This is a genomic window from Vibrio sp. Sgm 5 (assembly GCF_026241575.1).
In the GTDB taxonomy this organism is placed as follows: domain Bacteria; phylum Pseudomonadota; class Gammaproteobacteria; order Enterobacterales; family Vibrionaceae; genus Vibrio; species Vibrio jasicida.
In genome coordinates this window covers 31,380-50,659 of the sequence record NZ_JAPHPY010000012.1, presented here as the reverse complement: position 1 = coordinate 50,659, position 19,280 = coordinate 31,380, and the positions used below count along the sequence as shown (strand labels likewise).

The 19,280-nt window shown below is 46.5% G+C and carries 15 protein-coding genes; 12 read left to right on the top strand and 3 right to left on the bottom strand.

Features of this window, described 5'->3' with window-relative positions:
* Positions 1–65: 65 nt before the first annotated feature.
* Positions 66–596, bottom strand: coding sequence for an endonuclease SmrB (gene smrB / locus OQJ86_RS09080; RefSeq protein ID WP_038871353.1), 531 nt, complete (start codon positions 594–596; stop codon positions 66–68).
* A gap of 61 nt (positions 597–657) precedes the next feature.
* On the opposite strand from smrB, the gene prmB reads away from it, so the two are divergent.
* Together prmB and aroC are read left to right on the top strand one after the other, a co-directional pair.
* Complete coding sequence (gene prmB / locus OQJ86_RS09075) at positions 658–1,590, top strand: 50S ribosomal protein L3 N(5)-glutamine methyltransferase (RefSeq protein WP_038871350.1); 933 nt, start codon at positions 658–660, stop codon at positions 1,588–1,590.
* A gap of 224 nt (positions 1,591–1,814) precedes the next feature.
* Entirely contained in the window at positions 1,815–2,900 is a 1,086-nt protein-coding gene (gene aroC / locus OQJ86_RS09070; protein ID WP_042606319.1) for a chorismate synthase, read from the top strand.
* 84 nt (positions 2,901–2,984) lie between these two features.
* Here aroC and OQJ86_RS09065 read toward each other — a convergent pair whose 3' ends face one another.
* A complete protein-coding gene (locus tag OQJ86_RS09065) occupies positions 2,985–3,608 on the bottom strand; it encodes a trimeric intracellular cation channel family protein (protein WP_009707348.1) in 624 nt (207 codons plus the stop codon).
* 327 nt (positions 3,609–3,935) lie between these two features.
* Here OQJ86_RS09065 and OQJ86_RS09060 point away from each other — a divergent pair, with 327 nt between their 5' ends.
* The 3 genes from OQJ86_RS09060 to OQJ86_RS09050 all read left to right on the top strand — a co-directional run bounded on the left by OQJ86_RS09060 (position 3,936) and on the right by OQJ86_RS09050 (position 5,446).
* Positions 3,936–4,466 carry an elongation factor P hydroxylase gene (locus tag OQJ86_RS09060; RefSeq protein ID WP_045405690.1) on the top strand — a complete coding sequence of 177 codons (531 nt, stop codon included), beginning with the start codon at positions 3,936–3,938 and terminating at the stop codon, positions 4,464–4,466.
* 15 nt (positions 4,467–4,481) lie between these two features.
* Positions 4,482–4,745, top strand: coding sequence for a YfcL family protein (locus OQJ86_RS09055; RefSeq protein WP_005433127.1), 264 nt, complete (start codon positions 4,482–4,484; stop codon positions 4,743–4,745).
* Positions 4,746–4,921: 176 nt separating this feature from the next.
* Complete coding sequence (locus OQJ86_RS09050; RefSeq protein WP_105068624.1) at positions 4,922–5,446, top strand: NADPH-dependent FMN reductase; 525 nt, start codon at positions 4,922–4,924, stop codon at positions 5,444–5,446.
* 121 nt (positions 5,447–5,567) lie between these two features.
* Here OQJ86_RS09050 and mnmC read toward each other — a convergent pair whose 3' ends face one another.
* Positions 5,568–7,586, bottom strand: coding sequence for a bifunctional tRNA (5-methylaminomethyl-2-thiouridine)(34)-methyltransferase MnmD/FAD-dependent 5-carboxymethylaminomethyl-2-thiouridine(34) oxidoreductase MnmC (mnmC, locus tag OQJ86_RS09045; protein ID WP_045405692.1), 2,019 nt, complete (start codon positions 7,584–7,586; stop codon positions 5,568–5,570).
* A 128-nt stretch (positions 7,587–7,714) separates the two neighbouring features.
* Between mnmC and fabB the strand changes: the two genes are divergently transcribed.
* The 7 genes from fabB to folC all read left to right on the top strand — a co-directional run bounded on the left by fabB (position 7,715) and on the right by folC (position 19,270).
* Complete coding sequence (gene fabB, locus OQJ86_RS09040) at positions 7,715–8,926, top strand: beta-ketoacyl-ACP synthase I (RefSeq protein ID WP_105068626.1); 1,212 nt, start codon at positions 7,715–7,717, stop codon at positions 8,924–8,926.
* Between the two features lie 317 nt (positions 8,927–9,243).
* Positions 9,244–10,377: a 4-phosphoerythronate dehydrogenase gene (locus tag OQJ86_RS09035; RefSeq protein WP_045405804.1), complete on the top strand. Its 1,134-nt coding sequence runs from the start codon at positions 9,244–9,246 to the stop codon at positions 10,375–10,377.
* The gene (locus tag OQJ86_RS09030; RefSeq protein WP_038878778.1) at positions 10,374–11,387 is read left to right on the top strand and encodes an aspartate-semialdehyde dehydrogenase; all 1,014 of its coding nucleotides are present in this window, start codon (positions 10,374–10,376) and stop codon (positions 11,385–11,387) included. Before OQJ86_RS09035 ends, OQJ86_RS09030 begins: the two co-directional genes overlap by 4 nt.
* Before the next feature lie 199 nt (positions 11,388–11,586).
* Positions 11,587–15,954: a FimV/HubP family polar landmark protein gene (locus OQJ86_RS09025; RefSeq protein WP_265987537.1), complete on the top strand. Its 4,368-nt coding sequence runs from the start codon at positions 11,587–11,589 to the stop codon at positions 15,952–15,954.
* Positions 15,955–16,044: 90 nt separating this feature from the next.
* Positions 16,045–16,839, top strand: a complete 795-nt coding sequence (gene truA, locus OQJ86_RS09020; protein WP_038871331.1) for a tRNA pseudouridine(38-40) synthase TruA — start codon at positions 16,045–16,047, stop codon at positions 16,837–16,839.
* Positions 16,840–17,034: 195 nt separating this feature from the next.
* Entirely contained in the window at positions 17,035–17,961 is a 927-nt protein-coding gene (accD, locus tag OQJ86_RS09015) for an acetyl-CoA carboxylase, carboxyltransferase subunit beta (protein ID WP_038871328.1), read from the top strand.
* Between the two features lie 46 nt (positions 17,962–18,007).
* On the top strand, positions 18,008–19,270 hold the full coding sequence (gene folC / locus OQJ86_RS09010) for a bifunctional tetrahydrofolate synthase/dihydrofolate synthase (protein ID WP_038871327.1): 1,263 nt from the start codon (positions 18,008–18,010) through the stop codon (positions 19,268–19,270).
* Positions 19,271–19,280: the final 10 nt, after the last annotated feature.

The following is a 19,280-nucleotide window of genomic DNA, read 5'->3' as shown; positions in this document are numbered from 1 at the left end:
AAAGGCAGGGTTAACCTGCCTTTGTCGTTCTTGTTCGTCAGCGAAACACTTTCGCAGTCGGTGGTTTATTTCTCTGGAATAGACAGTAATACCAGTAGCGCACCGTCTCCGCCAAACTCTAAAGGCGCTTGGTGGAATGCCATCACGTCTGGGTGTTGAGCAAGCCACAGCGGTGCTTTCTGCTTCAAGATGTGCTTACCAATGCCGTGTTGAACACACGCACAGTGGATTTCGTTTTTGACACAGTAAGCGATCATCGCGCCGAGCTCTCGCTTAGCTTCCAGTTGGGTCATACCATGCATGTCTAGGAAAACATCAGGTACGTACACACCACGGCGCAGACGTTTCACTTCATAAGTTGAGACATCATCACGCGCGTAGCGAGTTGGTCCATCCGCATTTAAGAGCGGGACAAACTCATCGGAAAAGTAAAACTCAGAATCACTCGCTTCACGGTTTGAGCGCGTGATTTCTTTTTGCTTAGTATTTTTTTTTGGTTGCTGGATTATGGTATCCTGTCGCAACTTTTTTACGCCCTGTACTGCATCCTTAAACAAGGCGAAATCGTCATCGTGTTCGGTGTCTTTTTTGCTCATTAGGTAAACAATTTCATTTTTACAATTTATGGCAGTATTGTAGCGCTTTTCGGAGGCAATTTTGGATAAGATTTTTGTAGAAGAGGCGGTATCGGAACTGCATACCCTTCAAGATATGATTCGTTGGACGGTCAGCCGCTTTAACGCCGCTAACTTGTTTTACGGTCATGGTACTGATAATGCGTGGGATGAAGCGGTTCAGCTTATCCTACCGACATTATACTTGCCGATTGATGTGCCTCCGCATGTATTGAACTCTCGCCTAACGACAAGCGAGCGTCTACGTATTGTTGAGCGCGTAGTAAAACGCATCAACGAGCGTACACCAACTGCATACCTAACGAACAAAGCATGGTTCTGCGGTCTTGAGTTCTTTGTTGATGAGCGTGTACTTGTGCCACGTTCTCCAATCGGTGAATTGATTCAAGCGGAATTCCAACCTTGGTTGGTGGAAGAGCCAACTCGCATCATGGACCTATGTACGGGTTCTGGCTGTATCGCGATTGCTTGTGCGCACGCTTTCCCTGAAGCAGAAGTCGACGCGATCGACATCTCTACAGACGCCCTACAAGTGGCTGAACAAAATGTACAAGATCACGGTATGGAGCAGCAAGTGTTCCCAATCCGTTCAGATTTGTTCCGTGATCTGCCAAAAGAGAAGTACAACCTGATCGTGTCTAACCCACCTTACGTGGACGAAGAAGACATGAACAGCCTACCAGACGAGTTCACGCACGAGCCTGAGCTAGGTCTAGCCGCGGGTACTGACGGTCTAAAACTGGTTCGTCGTATTCTTGCCAACGCTCCAGACTACCTAACAGAAAACGGTATTCTTATTTGTGAAGTCGGTAACTCGATGGTTCACATGATGGAACAGTACCCTCAGATCCCATTTACTTGGGTCGAGTTCGAGAACGGCGGTCACGGCGTATTCATGCTAACACGTGATCAGTTAGTTGAATGTGCAGAAGAGTTCAAACTGTACAAAGACTAAGTCTGTCTAAGCAAACCAGTCGAACAAACAATGAAAACACCGAGCCTAGTGCTCGGTGTTTTTTTATCCGCTTCGCAGTGAGCTTGAAAATTCAGGCTGATTTGTTTTTTCCGCCAAAACGGGCTTTACATCAAAACGTAATACCGCCACTATGAATTCACGAAGAATTGATAAGCAGTTGCGCTCCCACAGTTCGAGCGTGGCGACAATAATTTGAGGAAGTAATGGCAGGAAACAGTATCGGACAACATTTCCGAGTGACGACATTCGGGGAAAGTCACGGTATCGCACTAGGATGTATCGTAGACGGATGCCCTCCAGGTTTGGAAATCACTGAGGCAGATCTGCAAACGGATCTCGACCGTCGCCGTCCTGGCACATCACGTTACACCACACAGCGTCGTGAACCGGACGAAGTAAAAATTCTTTCTGGCGTATTTGAAGGTCAAACTACAGGTACTTCAATTGGTTTGATGATTGAGAACACTGACCAGCGTTCTAAAGACTACTCAGACATTAAAGACAAGTTCCGTCCAGGACATGCTGATTACACTTACCACCAAAAATACGGTGTGCGCGATTATCGAGGTGGCGGCCGTTCGTCTGCTCGTGAAACGGCAATGCGTGTGGCGGCTGGTGCAATCGCTAAGAAATACCTGAAAGACGAGTTCGGTGTAGAAATCCGTGCTTACTTGTCGCAAATGGGTGACGTTTCAATCGATAAAGTGGATTGGAATGAAATCGAAAATAATGCGTTCTTCTGCCCAGATGCAGACAAAGTAGAAGCATTTGACCAACTTATCCGTGACCTGAAAAAAGAAGGCGACTCCATTGGCGCAAAAATTCAGGTTGTGGCAACCAACGTGCCTGTTGGTCTTGGTGAGCCTGTATTTGATCGTTTAGATGCAGACATCGCACACGCGCTAATGAGCATTAATGCGGTGAAAGGCGTGGAAATCGGCGACGGTTTTGACGTGGTAAACCAAAAAGGCAGCGAGCATCGTGATACGCTTTCTCCAGAAGGCTTCGGCAGCAACCACGCAGGCGGCATTCTGGGCGGTATCTCTACCGGCCAAGAGATTGTGGCAAACATCGCGCTTAAGCCAACCTCAAGCATTACGGTTCCAGGCGAGACTATCACTAAAGAAGGTGAACCAACTCAGTTGATCACTAAAGGTCGTCATGACCCATGTGTGGGTATCCGCGCCGTGCCTATCGCGGAAGCGATGCTGGCTATTGTCGTTATGGATCACTTGCTACGTCATCGTGGTCAAAACCATGGCGTAAAAACCGAGACTCCAAAGATTTAAGTTTGAAACTTAACTCGATAGAAACGCAAAAGGCTGCTCAGTGAGCAGCCTTTTTAATAGGGTTTCAATTGGTTTCGAATCCAATTAGTGAATCGAACCTTCGGTTTCCAAGTGGAATGAAGGTAAGCGCCATTTGAATCGAACTGCAGCCATACGGAGCATATAACCAGTAATCAGAGTCACAATCGTCGCGGTTACGTCAGGTACGTTGAACTCAAGTAAAGCTAAGTACAAGCCCGATGCAATAAGTGCCACAGAGGCGTAAAGCTCTTCATGCAACACAAGCGGTGTTTGACGACAAATCAAATCGCGTAGCAGACCGCCAAATACACCAGTGACTAGTGCAGACACCATACAAATGCCAGGGTGTAAGCCCATGCCAATCGCTACCTTGGTACCGATGATGCTAAATACGATCAAGCCCAGCGCATCCAAACGGATAAATAGCCCTTTGAATTTAATCACCCATTTCGCTAAGCCAGTCGTCAGTACACCAGCTACACAAGTGATTGCCAAAAACTCGGGATTTTTCACCCAACCTAGTGGGTAGTGGCCAAGAAGAATGTCGCGCACCGTACCGCCGCCAATAGCCGTTGCACTCGCTACCAACATAACACCAAACCAATCCATTTTTCTTCGGCCGGCACTCAATGCACCAGTCATGGCTTCAGCCGTGATACCAATGATGTACAACACACTTAGCAGCATAAGGGGACACTCAAATAAAAGGGCTCTGTCATGGTCCTTGAGATTAAGGAAAACAGCAGCAAAACTTACCAACAAGATTTAAACCTTGGGGAGAGGCTTAAACCCAAAAGAATCTCGCTTCAAGTGGCGTTGAAGTCGCCATCGTTAAGCGTAAAAATAAGGCGTGAGTGTAGTGGGAAATGTGATCTGTGACGAATGAGAAATTGTATGGAGAAAGCGACTTTCAGATTAACTCAGCTAATAACCAAACATGTTGTGTGGCTTTACCTGTGTAAGAAAAACAGCGACAATGCGCACCGCATATCAATTTGACGTACAGAATCGATGATGAACCACGAATATCAAGACCTTATCGCTATTTTCAATGACACATTTCTTGGGCCTTTTAACACTGAGTTAGAGCTAGGCGGCGATGAGCCAATTTACTTGCCAGCAGATGAAGAACATCCGCATCATCGGATTATTTTTGCTCGTGGCTTTTATGCGTCAGCACTGCACGAGATTGCCCATTGGTGCGTAGCAGGACCAGAGCGTCGTTTGCTGGAAGATTTTGGTTATTGGTACGAACCAGATGGTCGCACAGCAGAGGTTCAAGCTGAATTCGAAAAAGTTGAAATTCGCCCTCAAGCTTACGAGTGGATTCTAGCGAAAAGTGCTGACTTCCCTTTTAACGTCAGTTGTGACAATCTACACGGCGATTTTGAACCAGATCGTCTTGGTTTTATGCACAAAGTGCACAATGAAGTAATGGGCATTCTAGAAAGCGGTCTTCCGCCTCGCGTGAAAATGCTATCGGATGCATTACGTGCCTTTTACCAAACCAAGCCGCTGGAAACGTCTGACTTTATCGTTAAATAACCTCAGAGAAACGCCATGATTATTGAATTTGAAGAAAAACTACTAGAACTGATTGATGCTCGCATTGAAACGGCATCGGATGATGAATTGTTTGCTGGTGGTTATTTGCGTGGTCACATTTCTCTGTCTGCTGCAGCGTGTGAAGAAGAAGGCATTAACGATGTAACTGAGCTGAAGTCTCGCATTGAAAACAGCCTTGAAGAAGCGCGTTCAGAATTGACGCCTGCCGATCGCGTGATCGTGAGCGATCTATGGCAAGAGCTTCAAGCGCAAGCTTAAGTCTCATTCAGTTATATATGCTTCGATTGGCAGCTCTAAGCCTCTGGTTGAAGCAAAAAGAGTTGAAATAAACTCCTTCGAAATTTTCGAATCTCTCCTTAAAATTTTTGTGGTTGTAGCACACTCGTTCACCTTTTACTCTTGTTAGTACAAAACGTGAACAAAGGATTACAACCATGAAAATTATCGCATTCGGCGCTTCTACTAGCTCTACTTCTATCAATAAAACCCTTGCGACTTACGCTGCTAACCTTGTCGAAGGTGCAGACGTGCGGGTGTTAGACCTCAATAGTTACGATGTTCCTTTGTTCAGTGAAGACAAAGAGAAGGAAATTGGTCAGGCGGAAGGCGCAAAAGTGTTTCTTGCAGATATCGCAACGGCGGACGCTTTGGTGATTTCTTTTGCTGAACACAACGGCTCTTACCCAGCAGCGTATAAGAATCTATTCGATTGGGCGACACGTATCGATCGCAACGTATTCCAAAATAAACCGGCGGTGTACTTAGCGACTTCACCTGGCCCTGGTGGTGCACAAACGGTACTCGCAGCGGCGACAGGCTCTGCGCCTTACTTTGGTGCTGAAGTGAAAGCATCGCAATCTATTCCAAGCTTCTACGATAACTTTGATTTGGAAACGGGAGAATTCCGTAATGCTGAAATTGCAGATCAGGTGAAAGCGGCCGTGGCGGCATTGAATTAAAAAACTTGTAACCCCCTCTAACTCCCCCTTAGAAAGGGGGAGGACGAATGCAGAGTTCGCAGCTTGTTCCTCCCCTTTTTAAGGGGAGGCTAGGAGGGGTTCTTTACGCATTCGAAACGCGTTATAACTCAGTAATCGCCTTACCTTTACGTAGCTTTCTTACCCACATACGGCTTGGGTGCAGTTCAGTCAGCACATCAACAGGCAGTGGTAACGGGTCGCCACAAATTTGTGATGCCAACACTTCGGCCATTAGAGGCGCAGAGCTCAAACCACGAGAGCCTAAACCAAGGAAACAGAATAGGTTAGGGAACTGGTGAATCGCTTCAACGTCTTGTTCTTGTTGATTTTGCAGATCCGCATATTGCGTTTTGATGGTTTCAAAGTCACCTACGTTACCTACAAACGGCAGGTGGTCACGGCTAACACAGCGAATGCCTTGGCGTGATAAATTACCAGAGGTATCCACTTCTTTCGTCCAAGCTTGGTTTGGCAAACACTTCACCAATTTCTCTGCATTGTCTTTTTGTGCTTCCTCGTCAAACTCGTAATCGAGGTGGCTGCGGTCGTAGCTTGCACCGATGCATAAGTGCTGATTATTCGGGTTAACAGGCGTCATGTAACCGTCATAACACAGTACCGTTTTCAGCTTAGACAAGGTTTCTGTCGCTGGTGCGTGGCTAACTTGACCTTTTACCTGACCCATCGGTAGATCCGCGGTTTGGCTTAGTGTTTGGAATTCACTGCCGTTAGCAACCACTACAGTGGAGTGTTCAAAGCTTTGACCGTTTGCTTTCAATGTCCATAGTTGGCGCGCTTCATCCCAAGTTAGTGACTCGACTTGATGCTCGAACTTAACTTCAAAAAGTTCTGTTTTCTCCAGTTGAGCAATCAAACCACGGGTCAGTTCTGCAGGGCATAACCAACCGCCAAGAGGGTAATGAACCGATGCCATATCGATCGGCAAGCCAATCTTCTCTGCGGTCTCTTCAGCAGATAGTTTATGAATTAACTCTGGCGTGAAATTACCAGCAAGCATTTTTTCCAACTTGTCTGCAGATTTGTCATCCCACATTAACTGAGTGATGCCGCACCAATCGTGATCGAATTGGATATTTTGCGCAGCCTGGTCAACAAACTGACGGGCAAACAAAAAGCCCGGAGCGAACACACGAGAAACGCCTTTGTGGGGACCATTTAATAATGGGTACACTGCGCCTTGGCGGTTGCCTGATGCGCCTTCTGCGGGTTGAGCGTCTTTGCAGTAGAGTGTGACATTTTGACCGCGGCGAATCAGCGTTTTAGCCAAAGCCGCGCTTGCGATGCCGCCACCAATAATCGCGATGGAATCATGATTGGCCGACGCAGTGCGGTTAAACCAAGGTTGGTGGTTTGAATGCGCTTCACGCCGCTCCATCGAACCCGCGATCATTTCGCGTTTGGTACCGAAGCCTTTGACTTTCTTCATTGAAAAGCCTGCTTCGTTTAAGCCGCGACGCACAAAGCCTGCTGCCGTAAAGGTTGCGACCGTACAGCCTTGTTTTGCCAATTTTGCCATGCCGTTGAATAGGTTTTGGTTCCACATTTCTGGGTTTTTGCTTGGTGCAAAACCGTCTAAGAACCAAGCATCAATCAAGCCTTGCTCCCCATAAGGAACAAGCGGCATGCAGTCTTTTATATCGCCAAACCAAAGGTCGAGTGTGATGGCGCCGTCTTCTAAAACAATGCGATGACATTCAGGCACTGCGGCTGGGTAGTGCTGTTGCAGCTTTTCGGCAAATTCTGCCAACTCTGGCCAAGATTGATGTGCTTTTTCTAGATCAGCTTTGCTGAGTGGGTACTTCTCAAAACTAACGAAATGCAATTCTTTTAACGCTGCCTCTGGATATTCGCGACGAAATTCGGTAAACCATTGCCACACGGCTAAGAAGTTCAACCCCGTGCCAAATCCGGTTTCGCCAATAACAAAGCGTCTTTGGTCAAATTCCTGCCATCTTTCTGGTAGATGATTTTGTTTGAGGAACACGTAACGCGTCTCTTCGAGACCGTTTACGTTGGAGAAATAAACATCATCAAATTGGTCAGAAACCGGTGTACCAGCTTCGTTCCAACCAAGTTCTGCGTTTTTAATCGAAGTCATAATGGTGCAAATATGTGATTTGGCGCGGTTAGAATTCGGCAATTGTACGAATTTCTGGGAAAGCTGACCACTTTTGTTGACTATCTTAGTTATTATCTAGCGGATTTTTGAATTATAGGAATGTCATAATGAAACGAGTCGTAATCACCGGTATGGGTATTGTTTCAAGTATCGGTAACAACGTCGAAGAAGTTCTAGCGTCTCTTAAAGCGGGCAAATCTGGCATCACTGCGTCTGAGCAGTTTAAAGAAAACGGTCTGCGTTCGCAGGTATGGGGTGATCTGAAAATCAACCCAGCAGAATTTATTGACCGTAAGCAGATGCGCTTTATGGGTGATGCGGCTGCTTATGCATACCTATCAATGCAGCAGGCGATTGAAGACGCTGGTCTATCTGAAGAACAAGTTTCAAACGATCGTACAGGTATCGTTGCTGGTTCTGGTGGTGCTTCTGCATTAAACCAAACAGTGGCAACTGATACGATGCGTGCAAAAGGCGTAAAACGCGTAGGTCCATACATGGTGCCGCGTACTATGTCTTCAACAGTATCAGCGTGTCTTGCAACACCATTTAAGATTCGTGGTGTGAACTACTCAATGAGCTCAGCTTGTGCAACATCTGCACACTGTATCGGTCATGCGATGGAGCTTATTCAACTTGGCAAACAAGACATCGTATTTGCAGGTGGTGGTGAAGAGCTAGATTGGTCTCAAACGATGATGTTTGATGCAATGGGCGCACTATCTACCAAGTACAACGAAACACCAGAAAAAGCATCTCGTACTTACGATTCTGATCGTGATGGTTTCGTTATTTCTGGTGGCGGCGGCATGCTAGTTATCGAAGAACTAGAGCACGCACTAGCTCGTGGCGCGAAAATCTACGGTGAGATCGTAGGTTACGGTGCGACTTCTGATGGCTACGACATGGTAGCACCATCAGGTGAAGGCGCAATCCGTTGTATGAAGATGGCAATGCAAGACGTTGATAACATCGATTACATCAACACGCACGGTACTTCTACTCCTGTAGGTGACGTGAAAGAGCTAGGCGCTATCCAAGAGCTATTCGGCAACAACAGCCCAGCAATCTCTGCGACAAAAGCGATGACTGGCCACGCACTAGGTGCAGCTGGTGTTCACGAAGCAATTTACTCAACGCTAATGCTAGATAATGGCTTCATTGCTCCAAGTGTGAATATCTCTAACTTGGATGAAGCAGCACAAGGTCTAGACATCGTAATGGAAGCTCGTGACGCTGAACTGACGACAGTTATGTCAAACAGCTTTGGTTTTGGTGGTACAAACGCGACATTGGTAATCAAAAAGTACCAAGCATAAGCGACCCAAAGCTAACTGAATTTGTTGGGCTGTGATTCTCTTCGTGGAGTGAACCGACCAACAAACCAGTTTCCAGAGCTTGATCAGGTTAACTGATCGAACAGACGCAGACTTTATCCCAAGGAGAGCGGGATAGGATCCTTTTGTTCTGGAACTTTGCCCGGCTAATTTAGCCGGGCTTTTTCTTTTCTGAAACCTGCTTTTGAAAGTCACTTAGGTATAGTTGTTGAGATTTTTCAAGAAAAGGGCACAATCGCTTTAGCTTCGCATCTTGCGAATAAACGAACTCATACAAATGGATGTTAAACGCTGGCGCTATGAAAATTATTGTTGATGAAAATATGCCGTACGCTGAAGAGCTATTCAGCCAACTCGGTGAAGTGATTCTAAAACCCGGTCGTACACTGACAGCCGATGATTTAGTGGATGTAGATGCGCTAATGATTCGCTCAGTCACCAGAGTAAACGCAGAACTGATCAGCAAAGCAAATAAGCTTAAGTTCGTTGGCACGGCGACGGCGGGCATGGATCATGTTGACCAAGCGCTTCTAAAAGAGAAAGGTATTTTCTTCACCGCAGCACCAGGCTGTAACAAAGTCGGCGTTGCTGAGTATGCGTTCAGCGTCATGATGGTACTTTCCCAACAGCAAGGCTTCTCTGTTTTCGATAAAACTGTTGGCATCATCGGTGCGGGTCAAGTGGGTAGCTACCTTGAGAAATGTTTGAAAGGCATGGGCATTAACGTGCTCATCAACGACCCATTCAAGCAAGAAGAGGGAGATTCTCGCAGTTTTACTCCGCTAGCAGAGTTGATCGAACGTTCTGACGTCATCACGCTGCACACACCTATTACCAAAGATGGCCTACACCCAACGCATCATTTGATTGATGATAAGGTGTTAAATGGTCTTCGTTGCGATCAAATTCTTATCAATGCGGCACGCGGTCCTGTTGTGGACAACCAAGCATTGAAGCAACGTTTAATGAAAAACGATGGCTTTACGGCGGCATTAGATGTATTTGAATTTGAACCAGAGGTTGATATGGAGCTTCTGCCTCTGCTAGCATTCGCAACCCCTCACGTTGCAGGCTATGGTCTGGAGGGGAAAGCTCGCGGTACGACGATGATTTTCAACAGCTACTGTGAGTTCTTAAATAACGAATTACGTGCGCATGCCAGCGATTTACTGCCGACCGCGCCTGTTCCTACAATGGTATTGGACAGAGCATGGGATGAAGCAACGCTGCACAACATCACGCAGTTAATCTATGATGTGCGTAAAGATGACGCTCTTTTCCGCCGCGAAATCAGTAAGCCAGGCTCTTTTGACCTGATGCGTAAAAACTACTGGGATCGCCGCGAATACAGCGCTGTCACGCTAGTGGGTAACGAAACATGCAATCTTGCACCATTAGCAGAACTAGGTTTTCAGGTTGAGGTAAGTCAATGAGCCAGCAATACAATGTTGCCGTATTAGGTGCGACCGGCGCGGTCGGTGAAACAATTTTGGAAGTGCTTCAAGAGCGCAAATTCCCAGTAGGCGAAATCTTCCTGTTGGCAAGTGAACGCAGTGAAGGTAAGACTTACCGCTTCAACGGTAAAACAATTCGCGTTCAAAACGTAGAAGAGTTTGATTGGTCTCAAGCGCATATTGCGTTGTTTTCAGCTGGTGGCGAGTTGTCTGCTAAATGGGCGCCAGTTGCCGCAGACGAAGGCGTTATCGTGATCGACAACACGTCTCATTTCCGCTACGAATACGACATTCCTTTGGTGGTGCCAGAAGTTAACCCAGAAGCAATTGCTGAGTTCCGTAACCGTAACATCATTGCGAACCCGAACTGTTCAACCATCCAGATGCTAGTGGCACTAAAGCCTATTCACGATGCTGTTGGTATTGAGCGTATCAACGTTTCAACTTACCAATCAGTGTCTGGTGCGGGTAAAGCTGGTATTGATGAGCTTGCAGGTCAGACTGCGAAACTACTGAATGGTCTTCCTGCGGACAAGAAAGAATTTTCTCAACAGATCGCGTTTAACTGTATTCCACAAATCGACCAGATGATGGAAAACGGCTACACCAAAGAAGAAATGAAAATGGTGTGGGAGACGCAAAAGATCTTTAACGACCCATCAATCACTGTAAACCCAACGTGTGTACGCGTTCCGGTATTTTACGGTCATGCAGAAGCATTACATGTTGAAACTCGTTCACCAATCGATGCACAAGAAGTGGTTAACCTGCTTGAGCAAACGGATGGCATCGAAGTGTTCCACGGTGAAGATTTCCCAACACAAGTGCGTGATGCAGGCGGCAAAGACCACGTAATGGTTGGTCGTATTCGCAATGATATTAGTCATCACAGTGGTGTAAACCTATGGGTAGTTGCTGATAACGTACGCAAAGGTGCAGCGACAAACGCCGTACAAATTGCTGAAGTTTTGATTCGCGATTACTACTAAGCCACGCTGACGAATGAATCCAAAGCCTCGCACACTGCGAGGCTTTTTTGTTCGAACGGCGTAAATTTGTGTGAGATTAGTACGAATATGGTGAGAGCCACACATTTTTTACCCTCAAAGCTATAGTTTTGCGTGTGTTATCCGATATATTTAACCGATCACCATTTCAAATTGTTTCTAGCACCAAACTGAGCCTTCTATGCGTCAAAATTATAAGCGTTTGTTAGCAGCCCTTGTGTTGATGAGCGCGACTCAGACATCGTCAGTGGTTCAAGCCGAAGGAATTCGACTTGTAGGACCCTCTGGTGAAGTGCAAACGTCTCCTAGCTACGCTGAGGAGATTGAGCGAGCGTTACCTGCTCCGCCTGAAAATAACCAACCGTCGCGCTTTTATGGTCCGACGAATAAAAACGAGACTTTGTGGTCGATTGCTTCTCAATTGCGACCTTCTCGTAATGTTTCTGTTCAACAGACGCTTCTCGCCATTTACCGAATCAACCCTCAAGCGTTTGATAACCAGAATATTCATGAATTGATCCCGGGCAGCCGACTTCGCGTGCCTTCATTAGAGCAAGTTCAGAGTGCTACCACGCCTCAGGCAATTGCCGTGATGAATGCTCATGAAATTCGATTAGCTCAACAAAAACCAGCAAAAACATCGCCTGTTAAGCCAAAGCCGGAAACACCAAAGCCTACGGCTGAAGTTACGAAACCTCAACCTAAGCCAGAAGTTGCTCAAATTGAGCCGTCTAAACCGGAATTGGCAAAGCCAGAACCAATCAAGCCGGTTGAGTCTACGACCCCCGTACCTGAAGTCGTGACTTCACCGGAAGGTGAGAAACAAGTAACAGCACTTAAAGATAAACTGCAAGGCTCACAAAGTGAGTTGGACTCTCTCGAAGAGAAGAACCATCGTTTACGTTTGATGCTGTCTGAAGTGCAGAGCGAGGTCGCAACGCTTAAAACTTCGCTCAACGATGAAGAACGAATTCGCTCTGAAGTTGAAAAACTACTAGCGGAAGAACGTCAGCGTCTTGCAGAGCAGCAACGAATGCAGCCAAGTACGATGGACAAGGTTCTGTCTAACGGTTGGCTAGTAGGCCTTGCAGCACTTATTCCAGGTGCATTGATTGCCATGTTAATCGTCATGTTGCTTGGTCGTCGCTCTAAAGAGAAAGAGGAAGAAGCTGCTGCACAAGAACAGCAAAGTGTTGATCCACTTGCTGCGCCAATCGGATTGGCAGCGGCAGATGAGTTGGATGAAGAATTAAGTCTAGACGACGATTTGTTTGGTGACGATGACGACACGGAACAACTATTCGGCCAAGAAGAAGCGCAGCCAGAAGAAGAGGATGTCTTTGCTAATCTGGATGACGACGATCTCGATTTCAACCTCGAAGGGGATGATGGCGAAGACCCATTCGCGGGGATTGGGGATGATGGCGATCTCGACGTTGGCTTCGATGAATTTGACTCTTCAAGCAATGGCATAAAAGTAAACGGCGAAGAAAAAGCGCTCGGTCTTGAAGAGATGGAGCGTGCACTTGATGAAGTCTCTCCAGAGCTTGAAGTTTTGGATGATGACGATGAAGTCGGTTTCGATCTTTCAGATGAAGATAACGCTGATGTGATGTCGGATGATGCATTTGCCGAGTTACTCTCTGCTGACGACCCATCTGAAGAGTTACAAAGTGACGCGGTTGATCAAGCCATGCTTGATGACTTATTTGCTGACCTTGATGGTGACGACCTCAATCTTGATGTTGAGGACGAGAAGCCATCTCAAGTGTCAGAGAGTGCTTTCTCCGCTGGTGAAGCAACCGACGATGACATCGATAAACTGCTTGCTCAGTATGAACAGCCAGTAAGTGCGGATGCCGATGACCCACTACTTGATGAACTAGAATCATTGTCTGGTCTGTCTGATTCAGACTTAGAGCAGGATGATGCATCAGCACTCCTCGATGAGTTGATGGGTGACGACGAAGGTGAATCAATCAATGAGCGAGATCCTCTTGACGATCTAGAAGACATTGCAGGCTTGAGTGAAGAACCTTCCATTGATGAAGACAGCACAGATTTGCTTGACGAGTTGATTGGTTTTGATGATGAGGATGCATCTGACGATGATTTTGATCCACTTGATGAACTAGAGAAACTGTCTGGTTTTGAGGGCGATGACGCATTAGAAGATCTTGATGAAAACAGCGTCGATTTGTTGGATGAGCTACTTGATGACAGCGGCGATGAAACAATAGACGAACAAGAGCCTACGGACGTTGACCCATTCGATGATTTGATTCGTGAAGATGATGAGCCAGAAATCGCGAGTGCGCAGCAGAGTGACGATGACTTATTGGCCTCGTTAGGTTTTGATGATCTTGAGCCAGAAGCGACTCAACCTGCTGAAACTCAACAACAGGTTAAATCTGCTTCTGAATTGGAAGACGAAAAGGCGCTTGGTCTGGATTCAGGCTTAGATATCGATGCATTATTGAACGAGAACCAACCAGAGGTTGAGCCGAAAGTAGATGCGTTGAGCCGCGAATCAGAGGCTGGATCAGCACTAGAACAAACCGTTGAAGATTTTGACAAAGAGGATTTCTTTGGTGATTTAGAAGATTCAATCCCAGAGCACGATCCTTTGATGTCGGAATTGGATGAGTTGTTTGAATCTAATGAAGACGATCTAAAACAAGCAGAGCAAGAGCGCGCCGATTTCGCTGCGGAACTGGATGCGCTTATTAGTGAGCAAGCGACAGAAGAAGATGAGTTAGATTTTGAACCTGAGTTGATTCAAGAACCTTCTATCGAATCAGAACCGCAAGATGCGATCTTAGAAAAAGCGGACTCAGACGTTGAAACATCACTCAGCAAAACAGAAGAAGAGCCCGCGTTCACTCCGACGCCAAACACCGTCGAAAATGAATTTGGTATTCCGCAAGAAGAAGACTGGCTTGTTGATGACATAGAGCCCGAGACGAAGACGGAACAAGAACCCGTAGCGGCAAGTTCAACTGAGACAGCTACCGAAGACGAAGAGTTCAACTTCGATGAACTGGATCTTCCGGAGTTCAACGAAGAAGATGCACTAACATCAATGGTGCAAGAGCCAGAGTTAGCTGAATCTGAAACCGCTGAACCAGAAACTGCGGCGAATGAGCCGACGGCCGAAGACGAAGAATTCAACTTCGATGAGCTAGACCTTCCAGAGTTCAACGAAGAAGATGCACTAACGTCAATGGTGCAAGAGCCAGAGTTAGCTGAATCTGAAACCGCTGAACCAGAAACTGCGGCGATTGAGCCAACGGCTAAAGAGGAAGAGTTCAATTTTGATGATCTAGAGCTTCCTGAGTTCAGCGAAGAAGATGCACTAACGTCAATGGCGCAAGAGCCAGAGTTAGCTGAGTCTGAAATTGCTGAACCAGAAACTGCGGCGATTGAGCCGACGGCCGAAGACGAAGAATTCAACTTCGATGAGCTAGACCTTCCGGAGTTCAACGAAGAAGATGCACTAACGTCAATGGTGCAAGAACCAGAGTTAGCTGAATCTGAAACCGCTGAACCAGAAACTGCGGCGAATGAGCCAGTGGCTGAAGATGAAGAGTTCGACTTCGATGATCTGGATCTTCCGGAGTTCAGCGAAGAAGATGCTCTTGCATCAATGGCTGACGAGCCAAGATTGTCAGAAGCAGAAACTTCACAGCCAGCCGCCGGCATGGCGAGCGATGAGGAGTTCAACTTTGATGATCTGGACTTGCCAGAGTTCAATGAAGAAGATGCATTGGCTTCAATGGGCGATGCAGAACTAGAAACGCCGGTAAAGCACCCTGAAGCGTCTCAAACTGTTATTCAATCAGACAATGACCATGATGCTTTGTTTGATGTATTCGCGCAGCCAGAGGCTTTCAGTGTCGAGCCTGATCCCGTTCCCGAAGCACAAGCAGACTTAGAGTCTGAACTCAATGATTTTGAAGAATCTGCAATGGCGAACCTGTTGTCAGAAAACGCAGACTCAGAAGTGTTTGATGGAAAATTGGACAATGACACCATCGCAAGTGCGGGAATGGATTTCGAAACCATGCTGGATGTGGGTGATGACTGGGATGGTTTTAAACTGTCATCAGACAGCGCGGCGTCAACAACGGAAGTCCCAGAAGATCAAAGAGACGTTTGGAGCTCGACAGAAGCACTTGCGCAACCAGAAATCGCTCAGGAAAACTGGGGTGAGCAGGATGATCTGACCGACTTCGACCCGAAGAAAAATCAATTCATGACGATTGATGAGTTGATGGCTCAAGTGGATAAAAATGGCGGTGACTTCGAAGAGCAAGAATTAAAGCTCGATGTTGGTTTGAATGAGTTCCCTGATGTGATTGGTGACATCGGTGATGTGGATGTAGACACCAACGCAGAAGCCGCAGGTAAGCTTGATTTAGCAAAAATCTATCTAGAAATGAACGATCCGCAAGGGGCGATCAAATTGCTAGAAGAGGCCATCGTCTACGGTGAAGATGATATTCGCCGTGAAGCGAAAGGGCTTATCGACGCCATTAACGGTCGATAAAGAAAAATGGGTAGCAAATGCTGCCCATTTTTGTATCTGGAAGGACTTACGTATATACTTCCCGCCCCATTTTAGAGTTCGAAGGTTAAAATGAGAATCGCATTAGGTATCGAGTATAACGGTACAAATTACTTTGGTTGGCAACGCCAAAGAGAAGTGAAAAGTGTCCAAGAAGCGCTGGAAAAAGCACTTTCTGTAGTAGCAAATCACCCTGTAGAAGTTCAGTGCGCTGGTCGTACCGATGCAGGTGTACACGGCACAGGACAAGTTGTTCACTTCGACACCAATGTAAATCGAAAAATGGTTGCTTGGACAATGGGCGCAAATGCGAACATGCCAAGTGATATCGCTGTCCGCTGGGCGGTAGAAGTACCTGATGACTTCCATGCACGATTCTCAGCGACGGCGCGTCGTTACCGCTACATCATCTTTAATCACGCATTGCGTCCTGGCATCTTAAATTCTGGAGTGAGCCATTATCACGGTGACTTGGATGAAAAGAAAATGCACGAAGCAGGACAATACTTGCTTGGTGAGAATGACTTCAGTTCATTTCGTGCAGCACACTGCCAATCGTTGAGCCCTTGTCGAAATATGATGCACTTGAACGTGACTCGACATGGTGACTACGTCATTATCGATATTAAAGCGAATGCTTTTGTTCACCACATGGTGCGTAACATTACAGGCAGTTTGATTAAAGTGGGTCGTGGTGAAGAAAAGCCTGAATGGATCAAGTCACTTTTAGAAGCAAAAGACCGCAAATTAGCGGGTGCAACGGCCAAGGCTGAAGGTTTGTATTTGGTTGATGTGGACTACCCAGAAGCGTTTGGATTACCACAAGTGCCGATCGGTCCGCTATTTTTACCGGATAATTTGAACTAAATTTGCGAATTTGTTTCAAATTATCGGTAGTTTAGACTGGAAATGCGCAGAAACTATGCGTTATTAATGATATCAAAAATAGGTACAACCAGTTTTTTATCTACAGTCGCGGCAAGATATGTTTTAATCCATCCGCAATATTCCGAATTTATATCTTTCGCAATGAAGCGGAAGAATTGAGAGAAAAGGTCTTCCATGAGTTGGCTTGAAAAGATTTTAGAAAAAAGCAACCTAGTAAGTTCACGCAAAGCTTCTATCCCTGAAGGCGTGTGGACGAAATGTACCTCTTGTGAGCAGGTTCTTTACCATGCTGAACTTGAGCGTAACCTAGAAGTTTGCCCTAAGTGTAATCACCACATGCGCATGAAAGCGCGTCGTCGTCTAGAAACATTCTTAGATGAAGGTGAGCGTGTAGAGCTAGGCACAGAGCTTGAGCCACAGGACAAACTGAAATTTAAAGATTCTAAGCGCTACAAAGAGCGTATCTCTGCTGCTCAAAAGAACAGTGGCGAGAAAGACGCATTGGTGGTTATGCAGGGTGAACTGCTTGGTATGCCATTGGTAGCATGTGCGTTTGAATTCTCTTTCATGGGTGGTTCAATGGGTTCCGTTGTTGGTGCTCGTTTCGTGAAAGCAGTTGACGCCGCAATTGAAAACAATTGTGCACTGGTGTGTTTCTCTGCAAGTGGTGGTGCGCGTATGCAAGAGGCGTTAATGTCTCTAATGCAAATGGCGAAAACCAGTGCGGCGCTTGAGCGTTTGTCAGAAAAAGGCCTACCATTCATTTCGGTACTGACTGACCCAACAATGGGTGGTGTATCGGCAAGTTTGGCGATGCTAGGTGACATCAACATTGGTGAACCTAAAGCATTGATCGGTTTCGCTGGCCGTCGTGTAATCGAGCAAACAGTACGCGAAGATCTTCCTGAAGGCTTCCAGCGTAGTGAGTTCCTGCTAGAGCACGGTGCGATTGACATGATCGTTGACCGTCGTGAAATGCGTCAACGTGTGGGTGGTCTGATCGCTAAGATGACTAACCACAAATCTCCGATGGTGGTTTCCGTTAACGAATCTCCAAATGAAGAGCCATATTCTGTACCAGAAGCGGACGAAAAAGGGTAAAGTATCAACTAACATAAAAACCAAAGAAATTAATGGTTAAAGTTAGATGACACAAAACGCAATTCCTCAAGCCACATCCACTCTAACGATGTGGCTTGATTATTTAACAAATCTCCACACATCAGCTATCGACCTCGGCTTAGACCGCGTTCAAGCGGTAGCGAAAAAAGCCAACCTCACCAAACCAGCCCCTACTGTGATTACTGTTGCCGGCACCAATGGCAAGGGGTCGACGTGCGCGTTGATGGAAGCGATTCTATTAGATGCCGGCTACTCAGTCGGAGTTTACAGTTCACCTCACCTTATTCGCTACAACGAGCGTGTTCGTATTAACGGCGTAGATGCAGAAGATCGTACACACTGCGAAGCATTCGATTATATCGAGCAACAACGTGGTGATATTAGCCTAAGCTTGTTTGAATTCGGTACGTTGGCTGCACTTCGTATTTTCCAAGTTGAAAAAGTGGATGTGGTGTTGTTAGAAGTTGGCCTTGGTGGTCGATTAGATGCAACAAATGTCGTAGATCATGATGTCTCTGTTATTACCAGCTTGGCTATCGACCATGTGGATTGGCTAGGTGATGACATCAATGTAATTGGCTTTGAGAAAGCGGGTATCTACCGTACTGGTAAACCTGCGATTTGTGGCCAACCGACGCCGCCAGCAACCGTTGCTGCGCACGCTGATGACATTCAAGCTGAGTTCTTCCAAGTTGGCATCCAGTTCGATTACCAATTGACTGAGAAAGGTTGGAAGTGGACCAGTGGAGCGTTTGGCCTAGATGACCTTCCATTGCCTTCTCTGCCCTTACCGAATGCAGCAACTGCTCTGATGGCACTTGGCGCTTCAGAATTGCAAATCACTGACATTAATATCGTTAATGGCTTGAATAATGCTCGCCTAGCTGGCCGAATGCAGGTTTTGCAAACGGAACCAGACATTGTGCTTGATGTGGCGCACAATCCTCACTCTGCAGAATACTTGGTAGAGAAGGTGAAGCACCAATACGTGAATAAAAACATCCATGTCGTGGTGGCAATGCTGCACGATAAAGACATCAAGGCAACAATTGAAGTATTAGCGCCAATTGCAACCCAATGGTACCCAGCATCACTGACTGGCCCTCGCGCGGCAACTGCCGACGAGTTATGTCAATATTTACCCGAAGGCCAGATTCAGTTCCAAACTCCAGTAGAGGCATTTGAGAGCGCGAAAACTCATGCGGCTCATGATGATGTCATTTTGGTGGTGGGTTCATTCCACACAGTGGGTGAAGTGTTGGAGTATTGGCAATCAAATAATGAGTAATCAAAGGTAA